The sequence below is a fragment of the Burkholderia sp. Leaf177 genome (genome assembly GCF_001424345.1).
Lineage (GTDB): Bacteria > Pseudomonadota > Gammaproteobacteria > Burkholderiales > Burkholderiaceae > Caballeronia.
In genome coordinates this window covers 20,337-46,226 of record NZ_LMPF01000008.1, presented here as the reverse complement: position 1 = coordinate 46,226, position 25,890 = coordinate 20,337, and the positions used below count along the sequence as shown (strand labels likewise).

The 25,890-nt window shown below is 60.2% G+C and carries 24 protein-coding genes; 14 read left to right on the top strand and 10 right to left on the bottom strand.

All coding sequences use genetic code 11. The annotated features are described in order from the left end of the window. The first annotated feature begins 22 nt into the window (after positions 1 to 22). Positions 23 to 1,747: a methyl-accepting chemotaxis protein gene (locus tag ASG35_RS09825; protein WP_082508306.1), complete on the top strand. Its 1,725-nt coding sequence runs from the start codon at positions 23 to 25 to the stop codon at positions 1,745 to 1,747. Here the strand turns inward: ASG35_RS09825 and ASG35_RS09820 are convergent. Together ASG35_RS09820 and dinB are read right to left on the bottom strand one after the other, a co-directional pair. Further along, positions 1,744 to 2,337: an alpha-ketoglutarate-dependent dioxygenase AlkB family protein gene (locus ASG35_RS09820; RefSeq protein ID WP_056356039.1), complete on the bottom strand. Its 594-nt coding sequence runs from the start codon at positions 2,335 to 2,337 to the stop codon at positions 1,744 to 1,746. The two genes, ASG35_RS09825 and ASG35_RS09820, sit on opposite strands and share 4 nt — an antisense overlap. A 6-nt stretch (positions 2,338 to 2,343) precedes the next feature. Further along, entirely contained in the window at positions 2,344 to 3,498 is a 1,155-nt protein-coding gene (dinB, locus tag ASG35_RS09815; protein ID WP_268761114.1) for a DNA polymerase IV, read from the bottom strand. A gap of 206 nt (positions 3,499 to 3,704) precedes the next feature. Between dinB and ASG35_RS09810 the strand changes: the two genes are divergently transcribed. Together ASG35_RS09810 and ASG35_RS09805 are read left to right on the top strand one after the other, a co-directional pair. Next, positions 3,705 to 5,621: a hybrid sensor histidine kinase/response regulator gene (locus ASG35_RS09810; protein ID WP_056356036.1), complete on the top strand. Its 1,917-nt coding sequence runs from the start codon at positions 3,705 to 3,707 to the stop codon at positions 5,619 to 5,621. A gap of 15 nt (positions 5,622 to 5,636) precedes the next feature. Beyond that, positions 5,637 to 6,056, top strand: a complete 420-nt coding sequence (locus ASG35_RS09805; protein ID WP_056356089.1) for a hypothetical protein — start codon at positions 5,637 to 5,639, stop codon at positions 6,054 to 6,056. Here ASG35_RS09805 and ASG35_RS09800 read toward each other — a convergent pair. Beyond that, complete coding sequence (locus ASG35_RS09800) at positions 6,046 to 8,001, bottom strand: SMP-30/gluconolactonase/LRE family protein (protein WP_056356034.1); 1,956 nt, start codon at positions 7,999 to 8,001, stop codon at positions 6,046 to 6,048. The genes ASG35_RS09805 and ASG35_RS09800 overlap by 11 nt on opposite strands. On the opposite strand from ASG35_RS09800, the gene ASG35_RS31250 reads away from it, so the two are divergent. After that, a complete protein-coding gene (locus ASG35_RS31250; RefSeq protein WP_156393070.1) occupies positions 8,000 to 8,194 on the top strand; it encodes a hypothetical protein in 195 nt (64 codons plus the stop codon). The two genes, ASG35_RS09800 and ASG35_RS31250, sit on opposite strands and share 2 nt — an antisense overlap. A 114-nt stretch (positions 8,195 to 8,308) precedes the next feature. On the opposite strand, the gene prpF is transcribed toward ASG35_RS31250, so the two are convergent. The 4 genes from prpF to ASG35_RS09780 form a co-directional block, all read right to left on the bottom strand. Further along, positions 8,309 to 9,529: a 2-methylaconitate cis-trans isomerase PrpF gene (gene prpF, locus ASG35_RS09795; RefSeq protein ID WP_200945703.1), complete on the bottom strand. Its 1,221-nt coding sequence runs from the start codon at positions 9,527 to 9,529 to the stop codon at positions 8,309 to 8,311. Next, positions 9,529 to 10,257 carry a Fic/DOC family protein gene (locus ASG35_RS09790; protein WP_056356085.1) on the bottom strand — a complete coding sequence of 243 codons (729 nt, stop codon included), beginning with the start codon at positions 10,255 to 10,257 and terminating at the stop codon, positions 9,529 to 9,531. Before ASG35_RS09790 ends, prpF begins: the two co-directional genes overlap by 1 nt. Beyond that, complete coding sequence (locus ASG35_RS09785) at positions 10,250 to 10,897, bottom strand: hypothetical protein (protein WP_056356032.1); 648 nt, start codon at positions 10,895 to 10,897, stop codon at positions 10,250 to 10,252. The genes ASG35_RS09790 and ASG35_RS09785 overlap by 8 nt, the downstream gene beginning before the upstream one ends. Before the next feature lie 113 nt (positions 10,898 to 11,010). Further along, positions 11,011 to 11,922 (bottom strand): LysR substrate-binding domain-containing protein, encoded by a 912-nt coding sequence (locus ASG35_RS09780; RefSeq protein WP_056356030.1) that lies wholly within the window; start codon positions 11,920 to 11,922, stop codon positions 11,011 to 11,013. Between the two features lie 255 nt (positions 11,923 to 12,177). Here ASG35_RS09780 and ASG35_RS09775 point away from each other — a divergent pair, with 255 nt between their 5' ends. From ASG35_RS09775 to ASG35_RS09730, 10 genes are all read left to right on the top strand, one after another. Next, a complete protein-coding gene (locus ASG35_RS09775) occupies positions 12,178 to 13,125 on the top strand; it encodes a DUF1338 domain-containing protein (RefSeq protein ID WP_442854822.1) in 948 nt (315 codons plus the stop codon). Further along, positions 13,122 to 14,357, top strand: coding sequence for an aminotransferase-like domain-containing protein (locus ASG35_RS09770; RefSeq protein ID WP_056356026.1), 1,236 nt, complete (start codon positions 13,122 to 13,124; stop codon positions 14,355 to 14,357). Before ASG35_RS09775 ends, ASG35_RS09770 begins: the two co-directional genes overlap by 4 nt. A gap of 250 nt (positions 14,358 to 14,607) precedes the next feature. After that, complete coding sequence (amaB, locus tag ASG35_RS09765; RefSeq protein WP_056356024.1) at positions 14,608 to 16,122, top strand: L-piperidine-6-carboxylate dehydrogenase; 1,515 nt, start codon at positions 14,608 to 14,610, stop codon at positions 16,120 to 16,122. Between the two features lie 188 nt (positions 16,123 to 16,310). Beyond that, positions 16,311 to 17,387, top strand: coding sequence for an ABC transporter ATP-binding protein (locus tag ASG35_RS09760; protein ID WP_056356022.1), 1,077 nt, complete (start codon positions 16,311 to 16,313; stop codon positions 17,385 to 17,387). Next, positions 17,380 to 18,294: an ABC transporter permease gene (locus ASG35_RS09755; RefSeq protein WP_056356021.1), complete on the top strand. Its 915-nt coding sequence runs from the start codon at positions 17,380 to 17,382 to the stop codon at positions 18,292 to 18,294. The genes ASG35_RS09760 and ASG35_RS09755 overlap by 8 nt, the downstream gene beginning before the upstream one ends. A 10-nt stretch (positions 18,295 to 18,304) precedes the next feature. Beyond that, positions 18,305 to 19,099: an ABC transporter permease gene (locus ASG35_RS09750; protein ID WP_056356019.1), complete on the top strand. Its 795-nt coding sequence runs from the start codon at positions 18,305 to 18,307 to the stop codon at positions 19,097 to 19,099. Between the two features lie 9 nt (positions 19,100 to 19,108). Continuing rightward, positions 19,109 to 19,411, top strand: coding sequence for a (2Fe-2S)-binding protein (locus tag ASG35_RS09745; protein ID WP_056356017.1), 303 nt, complete (start codon positions 19,109 to 19,111; stop codon positions 19,409 to 19,411). Next, entirely contained in the window at positions 19,408 to 20,838 is a 1,431-nt protein-coding gene (locus ASG35_RS09740) for an FAD/NAD(P)-dependent oxidoreductase (protein ID WP_056356015.1), read from the top strand. Before ASG35_RS09745 ends, ASG35_RS09740 begins: the two co-directional genes overlap by 4 nt. After that, the gene (locus ASG35_RS09735) at positions 20,831 to 21,964 is read left to right on the top strand and encodes an NAD(P)/FAD-dependent oxidoreductase (protein ID WP_056356013.1); all 1,134 of its coding nucleotides are present in this window, start codon (positions 20,831 to 20,833) and stop codon (positions 21,962 to 21,964) included. Before ASG35_RS09740 ends, ASG35_RS09735 begins: the two co-directional genes overlap by 8 nt. 393 nt (positions 21,965 to 22,357) lie before the next feature. Continuing rightward, positions 22,358 to 23,407 carry an ABC transporter substrate-binding protein gene (locus ASG35_RS09730; RefSeq protein ID WP_056356011.1) on the top strand — a complete coding sequence of 350 codons (1,050 nt, stop codon included), beginning with the start codon at positions 22,358 to 22,360 and terminating at the stop codon, positions 23,405 to 23,407. 59 nt (positions 23,408 to 23,466) lie between these two features. On the opposite strand, the gene ASG35_RS09725 is transcribed toward ASG35_RS09730, so the two are convergent. The 3 genes from ASG35_RS09725 to ASG35_RS09715 form a co-directional block, all read right to left on the bottom strand. Then, positions 23,467 to 24,105 (bottom strand): FMN-binding negative transcriptional regulator, encoded by a 639-nt coding sequence (locus ASG35_RS09725; RefSeq protein WP_056356009.1) that lies wholly within the window; start codon positions 24,103 to 24,105, stop codon positions 23,467 to 23,469. Between the two features lie 130 nt (positions 24,106 to 24,235). Next, entirely contained in the window at positions 24,236 to 25,072 is an 837-nt protein-coding gene (locus ASG35_RS09720; RefSeq protein WP_056356006.1) for an ABC transporter substrate-binding protein, read from the bottom strand. 53 nt (positions 25,073 to 25,125) lie between these two features. Continuing rightward, entirely contained in the window at positions 25,126 to 25,890 is a 765-nt protein-coding gene (locus ASG35_RS09715) for an amino acid ABC transporter ATP-binding protein (protein WP_056356083.1), read from the bottom strand.

Sequence of the window (25,890 nt, the reverse complement as noted above, 5' to 3'; positions counted from 1 at the left end):
ACAGTGTTGAGAAAAGTGAGACATGAACATACTTTCGACGATCAAAGGCCGCCTCGGCATTGCCATGGCGTTTCTGGGCCTGCTGCTGGTGGTTATCGGCGGCCTCGGGTTGTGGGGCATGAGCCGCGGCAACGAGACCACGCGCGACCTTTTCACCAATGAAATGCCCAGCGCGGTAGCGGCCGGCAACGCGGAAATGTTCACGGCGCGTGAGCGGCTCAGCTTCGACCGCGCGGCCTTGCTCGTCGGCAAACCGGCTGCGGAAACGGCGATCGGGCGCGGCGCTTTGATGCGCGATCGCGCCGACAAGGAATGGGCGCGCTACGCCGCGTTGCCGCAAGGACCCGGCGAGCACGAGTTGGCTCAGTCATTCCAGACGAAGCGGCTCGAGCTGCAGAAAATGCTGGACGATGGTTACGCGAATATCCGCGCAAACGACGCCGACAAGATCGTTGCATCGGCGGAAGCCATGCAGGTGAAGTTCAACGAGCTGGCGACCGTCGGCGAATCGCTGCGCAAGTATCAGTTCGATTCGGCGAAAAGCGACTTCGAGTTGTCGCAGGAAAAATTCAGCGAATTCCGCACGACCAGCGTGGTGGCGATCGTCATCGGATTGCTTGCCGCCGCGTTCTCGTGGCTGTCGTTGCGCCGCGCAATCGGCCGTCCGCTCGACGAAGCGCTCGCGCAGTTTGACGCCATCGCGTCCGGCGATCTGCGCCGCGAGCTGGTCGTGACATCGCGCGACGAGATGGGCCAGTTGCTCAACGGCCTTGCGAAGATGCAGGCAAGTCTCGTCGATACCGTACGCTCGGTGCGCTCGGGCAGCGAGTCGATTGCATCGGCGACCAAGCAGATTGCGGCGGGCAATATCGATTTGTCGTCGCGTACCGAAGAGCAGGCGTCCGCGTTGCAACAAACGGCGTCGAGCATGGACGAGCTGACCGGCACGGTGAAGCAGAACGCCGAGAACGCGCGTCAGGCAAGTTCGCTTGCGGCGAACGCGTCGGAAATCGCGAACAAGGGCAGCACGGTCGTCTCGCAAGTCGTCGATACCATGGGCGACATCAACCAGAGTTCCACGAAGATCGCGGACATCATCACGATCATTGAAGGCATCGCGTTCCAGACGAACATCCTGGCGCTGAATGCGGCGGTGGAAGCCGCGCGCGCGGGCGAACAGGGACGCGGTTTCGCGGTCGTGGCGGCGGAAGTGCGCAGTCTCGCGCAACGTTCGTCGGCGGCGGCGAAGGAGATCAAGGAGCTGATCAATACCTCGGTTTCCCGTGTGCAAACGGGCACGACGCTGGTTGGCGACGCCGGCCGCACGATGTCCGAGATCATCGGCGCGGTGCAGCGCGTGACGGACATCATGGGCGAGATCGCGGCGGCTTCGCACGAGCAGAGCAGCGGGATCGAGCAGGTGGCGCTCGCCGTCACGCAGATGGACGAAGTCACGCAGCAGAACGCGGCGCTGGTGGAAGAAGCGGCGGCCGCGGCGCAATCGCTGGAAGATCAGGCGGGCGCGTTGAAGGCGGCGGTATCGGTGTTCCAGTTGAACGATGGCGGCATGGACCACGTCAAGCTTGCGGTGAAGCCGATGCATTCCGTGGCGACATCGCCGAAGACAGCGCCGACGACTCGCGCCGTTGCAAGCCAGCGGCTGGCCACGCTGAAAGCGCCACTCGCGGGCGTGGAAAAAGCGAAGCCGGTTGCATTGGCGGGCGCGGCCGACTGGGAAGCGTTTTAACTCGCCGCTTGATGCGTCAGACAGCGAAATGCCAGGCTGATGCGCGGGCCTGACACTTCGCTCAATTTCGGAATGCCGTGATTGTGCGTGAATTGCGACGCGTAACTCATCACGAGCACGCTCCCGGCATGCAGGTCCACGTTGAGCGTGCGACCTTTGCCTGATTTCGCGCGGATGCTCATGCGGCGCGTGGCGCCGAGCGAAAGAATGGCGATGGGCGCTTTCGGCACCAGACCCTTGGTGTGATCGTTGTGCGGTGCGACGCTGTCATTGCCATCGCGATACAAATTCAGCCCGACGCTGTTGAACGCCGCGCCCACGGTTGATCGAACCTGCTCGGCGGCCTGCAGCAGCGGCTTCGGCAAATCGGCCGCATCGAGCGAAAAATGCGCCATCAGACGCGGCACATCGACTTCGCGCTCATACATCATGCGGCGCTGGTTGTTCCAGATCACGCCGTCCAGCGCTTGCTCGAACCACGCTTCGGCCGTCGCGGCCGGAATCACGTCTGGCAGATAACGAATCCCGCACTCTGTGTCGTCGATGAGATCGAGCGGTGCGGGATCGAACAGATCGTTCTGATACACGATGCCTCCTCAATCCGCCGAGAACGGCAATTCGCCCTGAACGGCGACCGACCCGGCTATGTACGATCCCGCCGGAACCAGCGCCGTCACGCGCACGCCGAGCAACCGCAAACGCCGGTCGAGCGGCACGCGCCGCAGGCATTCGGTCGCGGCGCGGCGGATCTCCGTGGCGTCGGCGGTGGGCGCCGGCACCGTCAGGTCGCGCGTAACCGTGCTGAAATCGTTGTAGCGCAGCTTGATGCCGACCGTACGGCCTTCGTAGCCTTTACGCCGCAGGTCGTCCGCTACACGCGTGCATAAATCCGTGAACGCCGCCGACAACGTGCTGCGATCCTGGCGCGGATGCAGGTCGCGCTCGAACGTGGTTTCACGGCTCATCGACTTGGGCTCGGAACTGACGACGACCGGCCGTTCGTCCACGCCTTGCGCCACTTCCACGAGCCACGCCGAATAGCTTCGCCCGAAGGTGGCCTGAAGCAGTTCCGGATCGGCGCGCGCCAGGTCGCCGACGGTTTCTATACCGATCGACGCCAGCTTTTCCGTCGCTTTCGGCCCGATGCCATTGACCTTGCGTACCGCCAGCGGCCAGATCCGCAACGGGATATCGGCTTCGGTGAGGATGGTAAGGCCGTCAGGCTTGTCCAGTTCCGAGCCGATTTTCGCCAGCAGCTTGTTCGGCGCAACGCTGATCGAACATGACAGCGCGGTTGCGTCGCGCACAGCCTGCTTGATGCGCGCCGCAGTTTCGGCGGGATCGCCCGGAAGATCCGTCAGGTCGATATAGATTTCATCGATACCGCGGTTTTCGATTTGCGAGGTGAACGTGGCGACTGCCGCCTTGAAGAGCCGCGAATAATGCCGGTACGAATCGAAATCCGTGGGGAGCAGAATGGCGTCTGGCGCGAGCTGCGCGGCTTTCATCATGCCCATGGCCGAGAACACGCCGAACGCTCGTGCTTCATAGGTCGAGGTTGTCACCACGCCACGGCCAGCGTAGTCGCGCAGCCGGACGAAACGGCGGCTGCCGTCGGGCAGGGTTTCGGGCGTGGCGTTCCTTCCGCCGCCAATCACAACGGGCTGGCCGCGCAGTTCGGGATAACGCAACAGTTCGACGGACGCGTAGAACGCGTCCATGTCGAGATGCGCGATGTGGCGCGTGGTCAAGACAGCGCTCCAGAATCGGACATGACATCAATGACTGTATGGATATACAGTATCTTACATCGAAAACGGCGGGCGTGGCCTGAGCATCTTTGTAGACCACGGTGGCAGCCGATTTATAGGTCTATGATTACGCGTCTAACTTATGTCGATAGCCGGGCTCGGGCACAACGCGCTCCGCCAGATTCGTTCACCTGAAGATCCATCAAATGACAACCCAAGAAACCATCGGCGACTTTTCCGATGAAAGGCGCTTCGAGCTGCTGGTGAGCAACGTCAGCGACTACGCAATCTACATGCTCGACCTGAACGGCCGCATCAACAGCTGGAACGCGGGCGCGCAACGCTTCAAGGGCTACGCTGCGAGCGAGATCATCGGCCAGCACTTTTCTGTTTTCTATACACCGGAAGACCAGCAGTCGAACAAACCGCTTCGCGCGCTGCGCACGGCGCGCGAAGAAGGCCGGTTCGAGGACGAGGGTTGGCGCGTGCGCAAGGACGGCACGTGTTTCTGGGCGAACGTGGTGATCGATCCGATCCGCGATCCCGGAGGCAATCTGGTTGGTTATGCCAAGGTCACGCGCGATATCACCGAGCGCAAGGCGGCCGAGGAAGCCCTGCGCGGAAGCGAAGAACGATTCCGCCTGCTCGTGCAAGGCGTAACGGATTACGCCATCTACATGTTGTCGCCGCAGGGGCTGGTCACGAACTGGAATCCGGGCGCGGAGCGCATCAAGGGATATACGCACGACGAGATCGTGGGCAAGCACTTTTCCTGCTTTTATACGCCGGAAGATCGCGAAGCCGGGTTTCCCGCGCGAACGCTTTCGGTGGCGGCATCGGAGGGAAGATTCGAGCAGGAAAGCTGGCGCGTCAGGAAAGATGGCACGCGGTTCTGGGCGCATGTCGTGGTCGATGCAGTCCACGACGATCACCATCAACTGATCGGCTTCGCCAAGATCACACGCGATGTCACCGAGCGCAAGCTTGCAGCCGAAGCACTCGAGCGTGTCAACGCGGCGCTGTTCCAGTCGCAAAAGATGGAAGCGGTCGGGCAGCTGACCGGCGGTATTGCGCATGATTTCAATAATCTGCTGACGGTTTTATCGAGCAGCATGGATATCCTGACCATGCGTTTGAGCAATCCGTCGGACGTCCGGATTCTCGATACGATGCGCCGCGCCGTCGAACGCGGGGCAACGCTCACGCAGCAGCTTTTGTCGTTTGCGCGCAAGCAGCCGCTGCAGGTCCAGAATTGCGATCTGAATGTGGTGATCGCAGGTTTCGAAGCCGTGCTCAAGCGTGCGGGTAATTCGGGTATTGAAATCGACTTTGCTTATGCGCCAGACTTGCGGATGGTCGCAATCGATGTCGCGCGCTTCGAGGCCGCATTGCTGAACCTGGTGGTCAACGCGCGCGATGCAATGCCCGATGGCGGGAAGATCGTCGTCTCGGCGAACAACGTCGATTTGAAGGACGGCGACGTGGGCGCGCTGAAAGCCGGCGAATTCGTCGTGGTCAACGTGACGGATACTGGATCGGGCATGTCGGACACGGTGATTTCGCGTGCGTTCGAGCCGTTCTTCACAACCAAGGAAATCGGCAAAGGGTCGGGACTCGGCTTGAGCCAGGTGTATGGTTTCATTGCGCAGTCGGGCGGCGAAGTGCGGATCGACAGCAAGGAAGGGCGCGGCACGACAATCCGGCTGTATCTGCCGGCCATCGCGCATGACGCTGCAGAGTCGAAAGGCGCGCTGGCGGCATCGCAAGAGATGATTCTCATGGTCGATGACGAACCGGACGTGCTCGATATCGGCGCGGAGTTGTGCAGGTCGATCGGGTATCAGGTTTTGACGGCGAACAACGCCAAGGAAGCGCTGGAACTGCTTAACCGGAGCAGTAATATTTCGATTCTGTTCACCGACGTCGTGATGCCGCAAGGCATGCACGGCGTAGAGCTTGCGCGCACGGCACGTGCGCTTTTGCCCCGGTTGAAGGTCGTGCTGGCTTCGGGTTATCCGCTGCCCATGCTGAAAGAACAACATGGCTCGACCGATGCGTTCACGTTCATCACCAAGCCGTATCGGCTGGCCGACCTTGCCCAGGTTTTGCGCACGGCAACTTGAATGAAGCGAGGAAACATGAGCGACACATGGCTGTACCAGGTCCGGATCAACGTTTCATCCGAACTCGCCACGACCTTGCGCGACGATCCGCAGAACACGCCCGCGTCTTTACATGACGTGTTGCGCCGGCACAATGCATCTTTGATGTGCCAATACGACGCGTTTGCCGGCTACGTGGAAGAAGCGGAAAAACTCGGCCGCGATAACTATCCGCTGTACCAGTGGACCAAGGACACGATCGAGAATCCGGAGAAAAAGGCCAAATATCTGCGATCGTTCACGGTGTATGTGGACGGCGCGGATGTCTATGCCGCGCAAATCGCCGACTCGTTGCAATCGGGATTATCGGCGCTTGCGGATGAGCCTGGCATCGAGCGTGTCGTCAAGATCGACACCAATCCGGCAAACAATCCGCAGCCGCCGGCTAAGGTTTAGCGGCGTTCGCAACGGCCCCCGGCGTCCATCTATAAACAATGATGCTCGACTCGTTGTAGTTGTCCTTGGTCACGACGTACTCGCCGGTCGAGCGCAAATACGCCCTCAGGCCATACATGGAATCCACGTCGTTGCCCACGTCCACGTTACCGGGATTGCTGTTGGTGAATGTCATGTCGAGGCTGCCGGTCGAGAGATTGAACGCGTCGATGTTCGGCACCGAATGCACATATCCGACGAACAGGTAATTGCCTGCGGCCGCGATTGATTTGGGATTTGCGGTCGTGAGCGTGATTACCGGGCTCGGCGCTTTTTGATTGCCCGCGCGCCAGCCGTGATAGACCTCGATACGCGTACCTATGGATGTCCAGTCCGCGCTGCCAATGATGCCTTGCGCGAGGATCAAGGTGTCGCTGTCGGCGAGATAGATGATTCGAGTAAGCGGCAGGACGGACCTCGGCGTGGCGTACGCAAAGCCCGGTCCCCACGAGGGTTTGCCGTCGGCATTGAAGCCGGTCAGCGGATAAAAATAAATGCGGTTCGTCCTGTCCGGACCTGCCCACACGTTCGCGTTGCTATCGAGGGAAAAACCGCCCGTGATCAATGTGCTCGAATTGAACAGCGCGCCGGGCAGCGATCCATCCGGAATCGCGATGTAACCATTCGCCGCGTTGAAATGATAGAAATTGAACACGCCCGGATTCTGGCCTGCCGCGACCATGATCCTGTTGGCTCCAACGGTTGCGAGTTGCGCGAAATGCTGGCCGCGTTGGGTATCGTTGATATCGATCCGCGGGTCGGCCGGATAGTCGAACGGATTCACCGTGTTGGCCACGAACGTACCTCCGGCCGTGCCGGTGTAGACGTTGAAACCGCCATAGAGATAAGCGCCGTCCGTGCCCGGGTCCGGCGCGCCGTTGCCCTCGAAGTTGAGCGCTTGAAGTCTCCATCGCAGGATGCTCGACGCGTCGTAGACGTAGATATCCGTGTTGCCATTGCGCGCGAGGTCCCAGGTTCCGCCCCACGGATTGCTGAGGACGTAGAGGTTGCCGGCTGCGTCTTTTCCAATTCCCACCACGCGCGTGAATCGCCGGTCGCCGACCTGGCCTTTGATGCCCGAGGTGGTGTCCAGATAACCGCCCTGAATGCCGAACGTGCCGGATTGAACGGGGCTGCCCGATGTCTGGTAGAGCTTGATGTTCATGTCGGGACCCTGATCGCCGACCATGAGTTGTCCGTTGGTTGGATCGAAATAAAGCGCTGACGGACGCGACGTCGCGGCCATCTGGATCGTGTTCATCGTGGCGCCGGTAGGACTGAACTCCAGAATGACGCCCGCGTTTTTCTGCGCGACCCACAGGTTGCCGGCGGTATCGATGGCAAGCGCGCCCGGGCCCGTCACGTTGATATCGCGTTGCCAGACGCCGTCGATGGTGAACACGCGCACGCGATTGCCGGGGAAGTCGCTCGCGTAGAGCAGGGCGCCGGCGGTGGCGAGTCCCGTGATGACATCGGCACGCTTTTCGGTCGTGGTCGCGCTGACGGCGATCGTGAAGTCCTGGGTCTTGGTCGTGCGGTTGTATCGGCCAACGTAGCCGCTGCCTTTGTTCCGGTCGTATTGCATCGCTGCAAAAATCGAGGTCGCGTTGCCAGTGATCGCACTGCCTTGGAACTCGTTGTGTATGCCGATGGAACCCGCATTCTGGCGATTTTGGTAGATCGCAATTCCGCCTTCGTTCTCATCCCAGAGCGATGCCGTATAAACGATGCCTTCGGACGCGATCCACATGGATCGGGCGCCGTTGCCTACGTACGTAGAGCCTGTTCCATAGGTATTCGCGACCCAGTCGATCGAGTACTGCGCGGCAGCCGGGCGCGCAATCGAGGCGAGCAGCACGAGCGCAGTGAAAAGGACGCGGACGGTGCGAAGGCGTGTTATGACCATGAGCGATATTTTCCTGGGCGTTGCAGAGGGATCAAGCAGGAAACGCGCGTTTAGCGAGCGATTTGCCTTGGGCGGCGTCGGGCGGGGGATTGAACGAGTCGATGCCTCAACCACGCTATGGCTGATCGTAAGAGGAAAATATTGGAAAGCGCCGCCGATAAAAATCAAAAATAAATGGCGCGGTTTTAATTGATGTTATCGGCATGGGGCGATGCCGGAGATCTTCGTGTAGACGACGTAGATCAGGTAATTAGGTAATGCTTAGGCAACCTAATGGTGAAAGGATGACCGGATTTTGAGGCGTCGTTCATGCACTGAAGACAGTAGAAGGGACAAACACAAACCCTTCCATCAACCTGCGCGCGCTGCGGCTCATGATCGCTTTTGTCACAATCCAGTCATCGTTGATTTGTCTGGTTTCCGCACCGACCGCAAGGCTTCCCGATGGATGCCCGAAACGGATCGACCCGTGCGAATCCGGCACGAGCCGGTTGACCATCGTGCCGGGAATGGCAGCCGCGACCGCGATGGCGACTGCGCCGGTTCCGGTCATTGCGTGGTGCAGCTTGCCCATCGAAAAAATGCGCGCGTTGATGTCGAGCGTGGCTGCGTCAATGTGCTTGCCGCTCGACGCCACATAGCTGGCCGGCTTCGCGATGAACGCAAGTTTTGGCGTGTGCGGCCGTGACTGAGTGGCTTCGCCGGCGGTCGCTGCAAGGCCCATGCGGACCGCCGCGTGCGAGCGAATCGCCTCGGCTTTTTGAAGCAACGCGGCGTTGCCGTTCACGTCGCGCTGGAGTTCGTTTCCGGCCAGGCCCAAGGCCGCGGCATCGATGAAAATGGCTGGATTGCCCGCGTTGATCATCGTCATTTCCACGTCGCCGACGTCCGGTATGTTCAACACGTCCGAAGCGTTTCCTGTTGGGAACATGGCGTTATCCGGGCTTTCGCCATCGCCTGCCGGGTCCAGGAATTCAATGCGGATTTCAGCTGCCGGAAACGTCACGCCATCGAGTTCGAAATCGCCTTCTTCCACGACTTCGCCGTCGCGCATGGGGACGTGGGCGATGATCTTTGCGTTGATGTTGGCCTGCCAGATCCGGACGATGGCGAAGCCGTCGCGCGGGGCATCGACGAGACCTTGCGCTATCGCGAACGGACCCACGGCCGATGTCAGGTTCCCGCAGTTGCCGGACCAGTCGACGACGGGTTTATCGATGGCGACCTGCCCGAACCGGTAATCGACGTCGCAATCTTCACGCGACGATGGCCCGATGATCACGACCTTACTGGTGCTGGACGTGGCGCCGCCCATGCCGTCGATATGCTGGCCGTAAGGGTCGGGACTGCCGATCACGCGCATGAGGATGCGGTCTCGTAAAGCGGGGTCTTCGGGCAACCAGTCGTGACGGAAAAACACGCCCTTGCTCGTGCCGCCACGCATGTAGACAGCGGGGATTTTTGTTTGCGCCAAGGTGTGTCTCCGGTGAGTGGGCGGTGCGTAACGATTGAACGTAGTTTGCAGCATCACCCTTTCAGTTCATAACCTCGCTGACGTTCGAACTGCCGATACTGCGCGATAACCGCCGGATCGCTGAAATCACCGCCGATCTGATCCGGCGCTCTGCCGCCATCCAGTCCCTGAAGTGCATTCGCCGACCGAAGCCATCCTTCCTTCTCTTGCACTTCGCCGACAAACTGCAACAGGTAGGCATCGAGCGGACGTTCTGCCGGCGATGCAATCTCCAGAGTCAGCGCACGCAGATAAGCAGCCTTGCTCGTGTTTTGCCAGAGAATGGAGAAGCCGGCGCGCCGGCATAACTCGGCGTGCACGAGCAGCATTGTTCTTCCGTTACCGTCTAGGAAGGGATGACCGAACGCAAATAGGCCCATCACTTCGCCCGGCCGGGCGCGCATGCTCGGAGCATCTTGCCCCAAACGAAGTCCGTGCGTCACGGCTCTGACCGCGTCGGGCGGGCTGGCAAATACGGTTTCGCCCTTGTTGATCGAACGGTCTGGAGCTATCTGGATTCGGTCCTTGCCCGCCCAAGGATAGAAGCCCTTGAACAGAATCTCGTGAACCTTGAGAAAGTCCGGGTACGTGATGATCTTTCGCCGTACCAGGTAGCCCACCGCGTCCGGCAAGTTGGCGCGGAACAACTCGTGTTCGGCCATTTTCACGATGTCGGGATCTTTCTCTCCCGCGAAATTACGCAGGTAACCCGCGGTATGGAAATCTCTGAATGGATCAAACACGGCGCTTTTCACGCAGATGATTGATCAGCAGCGCGGCCATTTCATGGTCGGTCAATTTGCGGGCGCGTTTGAGCGCAACGAGAAGATTGCTGGTCTCGTCAGATTGAACGGTGTCGTCGGACAGTTTTGTGATTGTTTCGGCCCATTCGTCGCCGGCGGTGCGTTGATAGCTGATCCGATGCTCAAGCGCAAGGCTCGCAACAAATTGGGCCACACCCTTGGTTGGAATCTGCCGCGTCGAACTCGTTGTCAGCAGCCGATTACCAGGCCGCTGATGAACGTAAATGACTGGCCTTCCCGCAATGGACAACCGCCGGTTGATGCGGTGCGAACCAATATCCACTTCAATTGCGTTGGGCGAACCGTTTTGGGTGACGCGCACGGTCACGCCCAACTTTTGAAAGACCTCCGCCGCAATGTCCTCCGCGGTGGCAATTATTCTGACTTCTCCAGTGTCGGGGTTCTTTACGGATTTGGCGTAGATCCCGTTGCCAATCCGCGCGATGACCCCTTTGTCAAGTAGCGCTTTGATCGATTCGGAAACTTGGGAAGCGCTCCCCAGACCTGCAACGTCACGCCGCAACACCACGCTGCTGGCGCGGTGTTTGATTGAGGAAAGCATGCGCGTTTCGAGCTTCATGGGAGGAGTTTTTACGGGAATGTATCAGTATAGCAAAACCGTCAATTGTGCTGCTAAATCAAACGTTTGTAGGAACAAGAAATGCCGGTGAGCCGGCAGGATTTGTTGCACATTCAAACTACCACTTCCTCCGCCCGCGGCACAATCGAACTCAGCCATTCCGACAGCGCTGCGAACGGTTCATCTTGCGCGATTTCATCGGGGGCGACGAGGTAATAGCCGGATGTCCCGGTCATGGGTTTATCGAGCGGCACGACGAGCCTTCCCGACGATAATTCATCCGCCAGCAGAATTTCCGGCAGCAACGCGACGCCCAGACCCGCCTGCGCCGCGCTCGTGAGCATGGTGAACAATTCGTATCGCGCGCCGCGCACCGCACGGACATCGTGTTCGAGTCCATTCAGCCGGAACCACGCGCGCCACGCGTCCGGTCTCGTCGATAAATGCAGCAGCGGCAAATCCGTCAGTTGTTCCAGCGATACCGGCGCCGTGCCCGCCAGCAATGACGGACTGCACACGGGCACGACCTTTCCTTCTCGAAACAGCAGCTTGCCTTGCGTACCGGGCCACACTGAATCGCCGAAGTACAACGCGGCATCGAAGGGAGAATCGCTGAAAAGGAACGGTTCCGTGCGAATAGAGAGATTCACCGTGATGTCAGGACGCAGCGCACGGAATTGCGGCAAGCGCGGAATCAGCCACTGGCTCGCAAGCGTTGGCACGACGGCGATTTCGAGAATGCGCCCGACTCCGCGCTGCGCCATGAGTTCAAGCGTATCGCGTTCTATCCGGTCGAGATTCTTGCGCACGAGCGCCGCGTACTGCCTGCCATGCGTGGTCAGCACAATGCGTTTCTTGATTCGCAGGAACAACGCAACGCCAAGCCGGCTCTCCAGCGACGCCACCTGCCTGCATACGGCGCTTTGCGTCAGCGCGAGTTCGTTGGCGGCGCGGGTGAAGCTTTCGTGGCGCGCGGCAGCTTCGAAAATCTGCAGCGCGACCAGATTGGGAATGCCTTTTCTCATGTCTTGCCCATGTCGCCAAAGCCCGATAAAAATCTTACTTGGTGCATTTCCAGAACCAACTGATGAGCTTATATCAATTGCGTGGCTTTTTGACGCGCTCCAGAATCGGCTCGTATTGACTTTGCTTACAGCGCTGATCGAGCCTGAAGCGTTTGCCTTACTGGATCAGCCGGAAACTAATTAATGAATCCCAATCTCGCCGCATTGCTCGCCACGGTCGTTCCCGACGCAAAAGTTGCGGGTTTAGTGCAATTGATGAACTTGCCCGTCGCAATGAATATGTTCACGCCTGGAACGGTCACCCGGGCGGAACTGGCTCAGGCGATGAACATGGCGCTGTTTGCAGGCCTGCTCGATCGGGTGCCGAGCGGCCGCGCGTACACGGACGATCTGCGGCACACGCAAACCCGCGTTCAGTTCGATCATGGCGCGTTGCGCACTGTGCGCTGGAGCGAATCGGGCGGCTTGCCGCCGGGCGAGGCCGCGTTCACGCGAATTCTCCGGCCGCTCGGTTTCGTTTTGAACGGCACGTATCCGCTCGATCGAATCAAGATGACGGGTCGTTCATACAAACATCTCGATGCGCCCGATGACATCGCCCAGTATTTTGTCAGCGAGTTGCATCCTGACCGATTCGGCACGGAATTCCAGCAGGCGGTGACGCGTGTGATCGGCGAAAGCGTGGATCCGCTGACGCCGCAAGCGGTGGCATCGCTTGCCGAACTCGAGCGCGACGGCTCGCTGCCACTCGCCATCGCACTCGATCTGCTGCCGGTGATCGTCCATTGTTTCGAGCGCCAGCACGCCGCTCCGCATCTTGCGGATTACGAAACGCTGCGCGCCGAATCGGCGGAAATGGCCTGGATCGCAACCGAAGGCAACGCGTTCAATCACGCGACGGACCGCGTGGACGACGTGTTCGCCGTCGCCGAAACCCAGCGCGCACTCGGCCGTCCGATCAAGGATTCGGTCGAGATATCGAAATCGGGCCGCGTGCGTCAGACGGCGTTCCGCGCGGATCCGGTGCGCCGCGTGTTTATCGATAAAACCGGTGCGCGGGTCGAGCGCGACGTGCCCGGTTCGTTCTATGAATTCATCAGCCGCGATACGGTTCTCGATAACGCCACCGGCCGCAGTGTGCTCGATCTCGGTTTCGATGCCGGCAACGCAACGGGCATCTTCAAGATGACGGCGGCCGCGTGAACACCAACGCCGAGTCCGATCTCTACGAGTTCACGGAGCCGTTCAAGGCGCCGCGGGGCTCCGCCATCCGCGAACTTTTCAAATACCTCGGCCGGCCGGGAATGATTTCGTTCGCTGGCGGTTATCCATCGAAGGATCTGTTCGACCGCGTGGGAATCGGCCACGCAATTGAAGAAGCCTACCGCGCGGACCCGGTTGCGTGCCTGCAATACGGCGACACGGCCGGCTCGCCCGCGCTGCGCCGCGCCATTGTGCGTTTGATGAACGAACGCGGCGTGTCGCGCGAAATCGACGACCTGATCGTGACCACCGGCTCGCAGCAAGGTCTCGATCTGCTGATCAAGATTCTGGTCGCGCCGGGCGACGCCGTGCTGATCGAAGAACCTGCTTATCCCGCCGCGATCCAGGCGCTGCGTCTCGCGGGCGCGAAGCTGATCCCGGTGCGCACGGACGCGCAGGGCATCGACGTCGACGCGCTCACCGAACAGCTCGAAGCGCTTGAATTACTCGACCCGGGCGCGCGGCCGAAGCTGCTCTATACCGTGCCGACTTTCGCGAACCCGACCGGTACGACGTTGCCCGTGGCACGCCGCGAGGCGCTCGCACGCCTTGCAGTGCGGTTCCGTTTCGTGCTGATCGAAGACGATCCCTACGGCGAATTGCGTTTCACCGGCGATCCGGTGAAACCAGTCATTGCGCTCGCCGACGCCATTCCCGGCGCGCGCGACTGGGTCGTCTATTTCGGCAGCCTCTCGAAGATCGTTGCGCCCGGCCTGCGGATCGGCTGGTCGATCGCGCCGCCCGCCATCACGCGCCGCATGCTGGTCGCCAAGCAAACCAGCGATCTCTGCACCTCGCCGCTCGCGCAGGAAACGGCGCGGTGCTATCTGGAAAGCGGACGGCTGGCGGAGCATGTGCCGGTCATCGTGCAGACTTACAAGAAGCGCTACGAGGCGCTCGCCAGTGCGTTGCGGCAATTCGTGCCCAACGACATCGACTACGTCGTGCCGCAAGGCGGCATGTTCGTCTGGGCGCGGCTGAATGGCGGGCGTCAATCGGCGGAGGTGCTCAAGCGCGCAATCGAGCAGAACGTGATTTACGTGCCGGGTCCCGCCTTTTATGTCCACAATGCCGACGAATCCAGCATGCGGTTGTCTTTCGCCGCTGCGCCAGGGGAAGCTGAAGTCTTCGAGGGCGTGCGCCGTCTCAAGCTCGCGCTGGCCAGCCGGTAACTGAACGTCTCGCCAGATGCGGCAAAACGCGTTCTAATCGCATGAGCCGGCCTGTTGGATGAACCGAGTCGGTTCGTCCAGCGCACCAAGTCATACCGATTAATCATTTGCAACGGTATTTTTAAGCCCTGAAACTCTGTGCCGTCGTGTAGGCATTTACATGCCGGCGCAAGTCCAGAGCAGTGTTGATGTCATGGCGGCACGCCGCGCACAACGCCCCGGCAGTAACCCGACATAAAGAGAGGAAGTGATGCAACTGAACGATATTCTTGACGCACTCGGCGTTGACCTCGGCCAATGGAAGGGCGATGCCCTCGCGGCGCGCTCGCCGCTCGATGGCGCGCTGCTCGCCAAACTCGCCGTCGATACACCTGAGACCGCTGCCCGCAAGATCGATGCAGCGCATGCCGCGTTCCTCGAATGGCGCACCGTGCCGGCGCCGCAGCGCGGCGAACTCATCCGCGTGTTCGGCAACGTGCTGCGTGAACATAAGGCCGCGCTCGGCAGCCTCGTGACGCTGGAAGCCGGCAAGATCACGTCCGAAGGCCTCGGCGAAGTGCAGGAAATGATCGATATCTGCGACTTCGCAGTTGGTCTCTCGCGCCAGCTTTACGGCCTGACCATCGCGTCCGAACGTCCGGGGCATCGGATGATGGAAACGTGGCATCCGCTCGGCGTTGTCGGCGTGATTTCGGCGTTCAACTTCCCGGTTGCAGTGTGGTCGTGGAATACGGCTCTGGCGATCGTTTGCGGCGACGCAGTCGTGTGGAAGCCATCGGAGAAGACGCCTTTGACGGCCATCGCGTGTCATGCGCTGTTCGAAAAAGCGCTGCGCGAATTCGATAAAACCCATCCCGGCGTTGCGCCCGAAGGCCTGAGCCAGCTGCTGCTCGGCGAACGAGATATTGGCCAGGCGCTGACCGAATCCACGAAGGTGCCGCTCGTCAGCGCGACCGGCAGCGTGCGCATGGGCATGGAAGTGGCGCAAGTGCTGGCGAAGCGCCTTGGCCGCAGCATTCTGGAACTCGGCGGCAATAACGCGGTAATCGTGGCGCCCAGTGCGGATCTGGATCTCGTGGTGCGCGGCGTGACGTTCTCGGCGGTGGGTACGGCGGGTCAGCGTTGCACGACGTTGCGTCGGCTCGTGGTTCACAGCAGCGTGGTCGACAAATTGTTGCCGCGGCTTGAGAAGGCATTTGCGTCGGTAAAGGTGGGCAGTCCGCTTGAAAGCGATACGCTGGTCGGTCCGCTGGTCGACCGCGCCGCATTCGATGCCATGCAAAAAGCATTGCGCGATGCACGCGAGCAAGGCGGCGACGTGAAGGGCGGGGAACGCGTGGAAATCGGCGGCCATGCCGATGCCTATTACGTCCGTCCCGCATTCGTGCGCATGCCCGCGCAAACGGCCGTGGTGGAACGCGAGACCTTCGCGCCGATCCTCTACGTCCTGACCTACGACGATTTCGCCGATGCCTTGCAATTGCAGAACGGCGTGCCGCAAGGTTTGTCGTCGGCGATCTTCACTAACGACATTCGCGAAGCCGAACAGTTCATGTCGGCTGCGGGCAGCGATTGCGGCATCGTGAACGTGAACATCGGCACGAGCGGCGCGGAAATCGGCGGCGCGTTCGGCGGCGAAAAGGAAACCGGCGGTGGCCGCGAATCGGGTTCGGACGCTTGGAAAGGCTATATGCGCCGGGCGACCAACACGATCAACTACAGCCGCGAATTGCCGCTCGCGCAAGGCGTCAAGTTCGACGTCTGATCGGTACAAGCGGTACAAGAAGGCTAAGACGCCATACCCTGGCGTCGACCCCGCTGACTGCGGCGCGCTGACCGCCGTGTCGATCGGGCGGCGGAATTTCCCGTTTGTTCCAACGCGAGCCGTTTGATTGACGGTCGCATCGACTGTCTGATTGCTCAACTGTTTTCCGGAAGACCCTGGAGGCCACCGTGTCGTTTCTCGTGCTGGACAAACTGACAAAAGCCTACGGCGATCTGCACGCCGTCAGCGACGTGAGCCTCTCGGTCGAAAAAGGCGAGTTCGTCTCGCTGCTCGGACCCTCGGGCTGCGGCAAGACCACGACGCTGCAAATGATTGCGGGTTTTATCGATGTGACGCGCGGCCGTATTTCACTCGATGGCAAGGACATCACGAACGTCCGCCCGAACAAGCGCGGCCTGGGCGTGGTGTTTCAGAGCTACGCGCTTTTTCCGCACATGACGGTCACGCAGAACGTGGGTTTCGGCCTCGAGATGCGCGGCGTGAGCAAGGCCGAATGCACCGAGCGGATTCGCGAGACGCTGTCGCTCGTGCGGCTCGACGCATTCGCCGCGCGTTATCCGCGTGAGCTTTCGGGCGGCCAGCGCCAGCGTGTGGCGATCGCGCGTGCGCTCGTGATCAAGCCGCCGGTCTTGCTGCTCGATGAACCCATGTCCAACCTCGACGCCAAGCTGCGCGAAGAGATGCAGTTCGAATTGCGCACCATCCAGCGCAAGGTCGGCACGACTACCGTGATGGTCACGCACGATCAATCCGAAGCCTTGTCGATCAGCGATCGCGTGGTGGTGATGGAAGCCGGCCGCGTGACGCAGGTGGACTCGCCGTATCGCGCGTATGAGCGGCCCGAGAATCGCTTCGTGTCGCAGTTTATCGGCAAGGCGAACATGCTTGCGGGCAAGGTGACCGAAGCGCGTCCCGACGAAGTGCATGTGGACCTCGGACATGATCTGACGGGCATTGCGTGCATCGATGCCGGCACGGTCTGGCGCGAAGGCGATACCGTGACCTTGTGCATTCGTCCGGAGAAACTGCACTTGTGCAAGGTAGGAACGGGACGGTTGTCGGCGACCGTGACGAGCCGCTTCTTTTTGGGCAGCCAATGGTTGTATCGCGTCGATACCGCGCTCGGCGAAGTCCTCGTTTGCAGCCAGAACGAGGGCACGGAACCCATAGCGGAAGGCGAGGCCGTGGGTATCGACTGGCATCGCGATTCAGTGCGTCTGATTCAGGAAGCGAGTCATGGCTAGCACGCTCGAATCCACCGATCCATCCGCAAAGGGCGAGCTCAACAAGCCCCGCGCGCCATGGCATGCCTTCGTGCCGCCGTGGCTCATGAGCATGCCCGCGTTCATTTTATTCGCGGTGCTGGTGCTTACGCCGCTCGCAATGACGATCGTGCTCACCTTCTACAAGTTCGATCCGGCCAGCGGCCCCGTTGCTGCGTTCCAGTTCGGCAACTACGCCGAAGTGCTCACGGACAGCTACTACCAGACCATCTTCGCGCGGACCTTCGGCATTGCGATCCTGACCACGTTGTTGTGCGTTGCGATCGGCGCGCCCGAGGCTTACGTGTTGTACCGGATGCGCGATCCATGGCGTTCGATGTTTCTGCTCGTAATACTCGCGCCCTTGCTCGTTTCCGTGGTCGTGCGCGCGTTCGGCTGGAGCATGTTGCTCAATACCGGCGGCATTGTGAATCAGTTCTTCGGCTTGTTGGGCATGGGTCCGTACAAACTCGAATACACGACGTTCGCAATCGTGATCGCGCTCGTGCACGTGATGTTGCCGTTCATGGTGATTCCGGTCTGGACCTCGTTGCAAAAGCTCGATCCGCAAGTGGAGAACGCAGCGCTTTCGCTGATGGCGTCGCCGGCTACGACGCTTCGGCGCATCGTATTGCCGCAAGTCGCGCCCGGCATTCTCTCGGGCAGCCTGATGGTGTTCGGATTATCGGCGAGCGCGTTTGCAATTCCCGGTCTGCTCGGCGGACGTCGGCTGAAAGTCGCGGCGACGGCTGTCTACGATGAATTCCTCGGATCGCTCAACTGGCCGCTCGGCGCGACCATCGCCATCTTGTTGCTGATCGCGAACCTGATCATCATGATCACCTACTACAGGGTTCTGGAGCGTCGTTACTCCAGAAGCCTCGGCTAAGGAGGCCGCCATGCGAAAGAACGGCCTCATTGCGCTGAGTTTTCATACGCTCGTGATCCTGTTCGTGCTTGCGCCGCTGGTGATCGTGGTGCTGGTCGCGTTCACGCCGGAGCAGACGCTCACATTGCCTACGCACGGATTGTCGCTGCGCTGGTTCCGCGCGATTCTCGACTATCCGGATTTCATCTCGGCATTCGCGAACAGCATCAAGCTTGCGTTTGCATCGGCGACGTTATCGCTTGCACTTGCCTTGCCCGCAGCGCTTGCCATAGGACGTGAACGGTTTCCCGGACGCGAATTTCTCAACGGCCTGTTCCTCTCGCCGCTTGTGATTCCGAGCCTCGTGCTTGGCATTGCATTCCTGCGTTTCTTCGCGATGATCGGCGCGACCGGATCGTTCACGTGGCTCGTCGCGGCGCACATGATCATCATCACGCCGTTCGTGATGCGGCTCGTGCTGGCTTCGGTGAGCGGCATGGATCGCAGCATTGAACATGCGGCGCAGTCGCTCGGCGCTGACCGGTGGACGTCGTTTCGCCGTATCACGTTGCCGATGATCTTGCCGGGCATCACCGGCGGCTGGCTGCTTGCGTTCATCAACAGTTTCGATGAACTGACCATGTCCATTTTCGTGACGTCGCCGCAAACGGTGACGTTGCCCGTGCGCATGTATATGTATGCCACGGAATCCATCGATCCGATGATGGCGTCGGTCTCGGCACTCGTGATCTTCATCACCGCAGGCGCGATGATCCTGCTGGATCGTGTGTATGGACTGAACCGCATTCTGATCGGTTCGCATTGATTCGAGCCCATGACAAGAGATTCGCAACCGCAGTTCGTTCGCTTGACGGAGACAGATCGCCGACCGGTGAATTTTGTACTGGATGGTACATCTGCAACCGCGTTGACTGGCGACACTGTTCTGAGCGCAATCCTGCTGACCACGCGGCGCGTTCGGAACACTGAATTCAGCGGTGAACCGCGTGCGGGTTTTTGCCTGATGGGCGCGTGCCAGGATTGCTGGGTTCAACTGGAAGACGGCACGCGAATCCGGGCGTGTTCAACGATCATCGAGGACGGCATGCGTATTCACACGCGGCCCATTGAAGCATGAGCGATCCCGAGCGCATTGTGATTGTCGGCGCAGGGCCAGCAGGGGTGCGCGCGGCCGGGACGCTGGTGAAGGCTGGCCTGAAGCCGGTTGTTATCGATGAAGCGTTGCGTGCTGGTGGGCAGATTTATCGCCAGCCGCCTGCCGATGCAGGTTTCGTCCGCGCCAAGCGTGCGCTCTATGGAATGGAAGCGCGCAAGGCCGACGCCGTGCACTCGACCATGGCGAGCCTGATGTCGAAGCTCGACTACCGGCCCGATACTCTGGTCTGGGGATGCGGCGCGGGGCGGCTCGACACGTTTCATGCGGGACGTCAGCGCTCGGTGCCGTACTCGCATCTGATCATTGCGACCGGCGCGACCGATCGTATCCTGCCGTTTGCCGGATGGACGCTGCCGGGCGTTTATACGCTGGGTGCATCGCAGATTGCGTTGAAGGCGCAAGGCTGTGCGATCGGGCGGCGCGTGGTGTTTGCGGGAACCGGGCCGCTGCTTTATCTCGTCGCTTATCAATACGCAAAGGCCGGCGCGCAAGTCGAAGCAATACTCGATACCAATCCCTTCTCCCGGCAATTTGCCGCCACGCCGCGTTTGTTGAAACAACCGTCGACGTTCGCGAAGGGTTTGTATTACGTCGGCTGGCTTGCGGCGCATGGCGTGCGCATCGAGCGCGGCGTGGATATCGTGCGTGCCGAAGGACACGGCGCTGTTCAGGGCATCACGTTCAGTGACGGCGCGCGCGAGATGACGATTCCCTGCGATGCCATCGGCTTTGGATATGGCTTGCGTTCCGAGACGCAGCTTGCCGATCTCGCCGGTTGCCGCTTCCGTTTCGACGCGCTCAATCGCGCGTGGTTGCCCGAGCGCGATGCCGCTGGCCGCAGCTCGGTGCCGGGCATTTATCTAGCTGGCGATGGCGCCGGAATCGCCGGCGCGGACGCCGCTGAATTAGCTGGAACGCGCGCCGCGCTGGCGCTGCTCGAAGACCTTCGTCATCCTGCTGCGAACGCCGGGGAAGCATCGAAAATCGACAGGCAGCTGGCCAGCATTGCGCAGTTTCGCGTGGGACTGGAGCAGGCCTTTGCGCCGCCGTTGGATTGTTCGCCGGCGTGGCCCGACGACATGACCGTATGCCGTTGCGAGGAAGTCACGGCAGGCACATTGCGTCGATGCATCCGCGACGGCGAAGCGAGCGAGATCAACCGGCTCAAGGCGCTGACGCGGGTTGGCATGGGCCGATGCCAGGGGCGCATGTGCGGCGCGGCCGCCGCCGAATTGCTGAGCGCCGAGACGGGCAAGAACATCGCGGATATTGGCCGTTTGCGTGGACAGGCGCCGATCAAGCCGGTGCCTTTATCGATTGCGTTGATGGCCGACATGAGCGACGAAGACGATCTCACCCCGATCCCGGAGCACGCCCGCGATGAATGAAAGCTTGCGCTTCGACGTGATGGTTGTGGGCGGCGGCCTGGTCGGGTCATCGGCGGCGCTGATGCTTGCGCGACGCGGATTGAAGGTAGGACTTTTCGAGCGCCGGTATTGTGGCGCGCAGGCGAGCGGCGTGAACTATGGCGGCGTGCGTCGGCAGGGGCGGCCTGCCACGCAGTTGCCGCTGGCTGTGCGTGCGCGTGCGATTTGGGATCGGTTGCCGGAACTGGTTGGTACGGATGGCGAATTTGTTGTATCGGGTCATTTGCGGCTTGCTCGCAGCGAGGCCGATCTCGCGGCGCTCGACGCATATGCGCAGCTAGCCAATCCGTACGGCCTTGATCTGGAGGTGATGAGCGGACCATCCTTTCGTCGTCGATATCCGTGGCTGGGTCCGGCGGCGCTTGGCGGGTCCTTATGTCCAGGCGATGGCCATGCAAATCCACGCGTTGTATCGCCTGCATTTGCGCGTGCGGCGCGCGCTGCGGGAGCCGACGTTCGCGAGCAGACCCAAGTAACCGGCATCGAGCGAGATGGCGAACGATTCGTGATCCAGGCGCGCCATGATTCGGGTACGACGATTGAGGCGCGAGCTGACTGGCTGATCAATTCGGCGGGTGCTTGGGGCAACACGGTGGCGGGATTTTTCGGCGAGTCTATTCCTATGGAGCCGATTTATCCGAACATGTGGGTGACAGAGCCGCTGCCGTTTTTCATCGATCACAACCTGGGCGTCTATGGTGGCGGAATTTACGCGCGCCAGGTATCGCGTGGAAATGTGGTGATTGGCGGTGGTCGGGGATTAGGAGATGGAGAATACGCGCAGCCGCTGACAGAGACCACGCGCAAGGTAATGCGGGCCGCCTGCGAGTTATTACCGAGACTAGAAAACGCTTTATTGTTGCGAACCTGGACTGGCGTAGAGGGTGCCACCTCCGACGACAACCCTGTGATTGGATTCAGCCAGACAACGCCCAGGCTTTTGCATGCATTCGGTTTTTCTGGCGGTGGATTTCTGCTTGCGCCGGGAGTTGGCGAGGTCCTTTCGGATTTGGTGATAGATGGAAACACGAGTACGCCGATAGATAGTTTCTCGATCAAAAGATGGCCGGCGGCGGCAGCCGCCTAACCCCTAACGCGCCGACAAACCAGGTTTCCGGGTTAACGGCTACTCACACGGGTGGCGAAGCGTGTGGGTATCTGATAACGGAGGAGGAGGGTTTCAGCCGGACGTGGTTATGCGCTAAGGGTACTTCTTGCGTGCCAAGCGGTTAAGCATGCACGCTGTGGACACTTACGAGCCCTCGTTTGAGAGGCGTTTTCTTTGCTTCGTTTCTTTTTCGCCGTTGGAAAAAGAAATGAAGTCCCGCCACGGACAGTGGCTAACAGTGCGAAAGAGAGCATTTAGAACGAAACTTGCCCGAGCATAAAAAGCACCAACCCGGCAAAGACCCAGCGCAAAAAGACAAAAAGAAAATAGAAAAGAGACCAAAAAAACCCCTGTAACCAAGGAGCACGTCCAATGAAAAAAGCATTAGCGAGTCTCACGAGCGCCCTATTCACAGCAGGCCTCCTAGCCGCAGCCCAGTCGCATGCAGAAACCAAAACCGTATACATCGGCATGAACGGCGGCCCGATGGAAAAGGCTTACACCAGCGAAGTCCTACCCGAATTCGAAAAAGCCAACAACGTCAAGGTGGTGATAGTCCCGGGCACGTCCTCCGACATCCTGGCGAAGCTCCTGGCGAATAAAGCAAAACCACAAATCCACGTAGTGTTCCTCGACGATGGCGTCATGGCCCGCGCTGTCAGCATGGGCGTATGCCAAAAAATGTCTGCCGGCCCAGAAATCCAGCAGCTTTATCCCTTCGCGCGCATGAAGGACGACATTGGCGCGGGCGTGCAGCTCGGCATGACCGGAATTGCATACAACACGAAGCTGTTCAAAGAAAAAGGCTGGGCGCCCCCAACCTCGTGGATGGATTTCGCGGATCCAAAATACAAGGACAAAGTGGTGTTCCAGTCGGCATCGAGCAGCACGTTCGGCCTGCATGGTTTCCTGATGATCAACCGTCTTGAAGGCGGCACTGAAAAGAACGTGGAACCGGGCTTTACGAAGTGGCAAAGCACCGTGGGCAAGAACGTGATCGAGTACATTCCGAACTCGGCGAAGATCTCCGAGATGGTGCAAACCGGCCAGGCGGGCCTGTTCCCGCTAACCCCGACGGCTGCCGGCGACCTGCAAACGAAGGGCATTCCGGTTGCGTACGTGAACCCGAAGGAAGGTCCGGTGCTGTTGCTCGTGGATGAATGCGTGGTCGCGAATAACCCTGATCCCGAACTCGCGCAAAAACTCGCGGCGTTCTTGATTTCGGCATCGGCGCAGACTAAAGCAGCAAGCGCCGGCCGTCAGATTCCAACGAACCGCCAGGCGAAGATGACCGATGCCATGCAGCAGCAACTCGGCAATCTCGATGACCTCGTGAAGAAGGTCAACACGGTGGATTGGGATGTGGTCAACGCGAACCGTCCGCAGTGGGACGCGCGCTGGAATCGTCAAATCGAGCGTTGATTGAAGCTTGGTTGAAACGTAATTGAACAAAGGGCGTTGCCGGAGCAACGCCCTTTGCATCATTCCGGTTTGGCGGCGAGCGCCATGGACATGGCGTCGGCGAGTGGTTGCTCGCTGTTGGTCCGCAAGCCGTCGATTGCACCTTGAATGTCGCGCCGTTCCTTGTTCTGGCCGAGCTTCGATTTCCCGACAAGACGGGTAATTTCGATTTCGATGCCAACAATGGCCTGCAGCATCGAATCAATAAAATCACGCGCCGAATCGCCCATTTTCCAGGGCTTTTCCTCGCCGGCCTCATGCACGCGCGTGAGCCGTCCAACCAGACCGCGAAGGAATTTTTCGTCGTCGCGAATCGTGATTTTTCCATGCGCATGGACGACCTGATAGTTCCAGGTCGGAACCTGCCGGTGCGCTTCGTGTTTGCTCGGATACCAGTTCGGCGAAATGTAATGCTCGGGTCCACGAAAGATCACCAGCACTTCCGCGCCGTCCGCCACTTCTTTCCAGACCGGATTCGCCCGCGCAACGTGCGCTCGCAGCACGCCTTGGCTGCCCGCCGATGCATCCAGCTCGAACGGCACATGGTTTGCATCGAGTCCGTCGGGGCCGTTCGTGACGAGCGCGGCGAGCGGGTACTCATTTATCAGCCGATGAAGCTCGTCAACGCGAGTCTCGGCAAAGTGGGCGGGCAAATACATTCGGGCTCCTGTTTCCGTGGCGGCATAAGTTCGTTCCGGGGAGCGATCCCCGATGCCAACACGCAATCATGCGCCAAAACTGACGCACGGAAACAGGGCCAATTTCAAAGAATTCGCCGGGCCACTTTTGTTATTCCTGCGAGTTGACCACCACTTTCGATACCGCATGCTCCTGCAAGCCCCATTTCGCCAGGATCTTCTTGTAGGTGCCATCGGCGAGCAGTTTTCCGAACGCTTGCGTCATGGCATCGCTCAAAGCCGTGTTGTCCTTCGCCATGCCGATCGCCGTGTATTGCGTAAGGAAGGGCTGGCCGATCGGCGCGTACGCATCCTTTTCCAGCGTGTTCTGATACGGCAGGGTCTCGCCGCCTTGCACGGCTGCGTCAAGCCTGCCTTGACGCAATTGCAGGCGGGCATCGGCGGAACCGTCCGTGCCGACCACCACGATCGCGGGCTTGCCGGCTTTCACGCAATGCTCGTCGCTCCATCTTTTGGTGTCGTCGGGAAACGATGTACGGCGGCTCGATCCCACGCGTTTGCCGCAGACGGCTTCCATGGAAGCATACTGCGCACCGTTTGCCTTCAGCGTGTAGAACTGCGGTCCGGTCTTGATGTAGTCGAGGAAGTTCACCGACTCGCGCCGCGCGGGCAAGTCGGTCATGCCCGACAAGATTGCGTCCACACGATGCGTGGTGAGCGCGCTCATCATCTGGTCGAAACTGGTTTCTTCCCACTTGAGCTTGACGCCCATCTTCGCGGCCAGCGCGTTGCCGAGGTCGACGTCGAAACCAGTGAGTTCGTCGGTGGCGGGGTCCTTGTATTCGAACGGCGGATAGTTCGGCACGATGGCGGCCGTAAGCGTGCCTTTGCCGCCGACCGGCGTTTGAGCGTGTGCAAACGATGCAGTCAGCGCCACTGCGCCGAACAGAAAACCGCCAACGGTGCGCCGGAACAAGGAGTCGATCATGGGTAGTCGCCTGAGCTAAAAGTTGAGTTGCACTGCGGTCAATACAATAAAAATCAAGAAAGCACCGCCGATATGAAGTCTTGCGTACGCTGCTGTTGCGGATGGGACAGCACGTGTTCCGGCGTCCCCGTTTCCACAATCCTGCCTTGATCCATGAATACGACGCGGTTCGCCACCTCGCGCGCGAAGCCGAGCTCGTGCGTGACGACGATCATCGTCATGCCGCTTTTGGCGAGGTCGCGCATCACGCTCAGCACTTCACCGACGAGTTCGGGATCGAGCGCGGAAGTGGGTTCATCGAAAAGCATGAGTTGCGGATGCATTGCCAATGCGCGCGCGATGGCGACGCGCTGCTGCTGGCCGCCGGACAGCTCGACGGGAAACGCATCGCACTTATGGCCGAGTCCCACGCGTGTCAACAACGCACGCGCTTCCTCCACGGCTTCGGATTTTTTCTTCTTCAGCACGTGCACCGGCCCTTCGATCACATTTTCCAGCGCCGTCATATGCGGGAACAGATTGAAGCGCTGAAACACCATGCCGGTCGAGAGCCGTTGCCGCGCCATCTGTTTCTCCGATAGCGGGTACAGCTTGTTCTCGACACGCCGATACCCAACCAATTCGCCGTTCACCCACAACGCGCCGCCGCTGATGGTTTCGAGCTGGTTGATGCAGCGCAGGAACGTGCTTTTGCCCGAACCCGATGGTCCGATAATGCAAAGCACTTCGCCTTTCTCGACATCGAGATGAACGTCGTGAAGTGCCTGGAACTCGCCATATGACTTCTGCAGATCGACGGCTTTGACTAATGGGTTCAT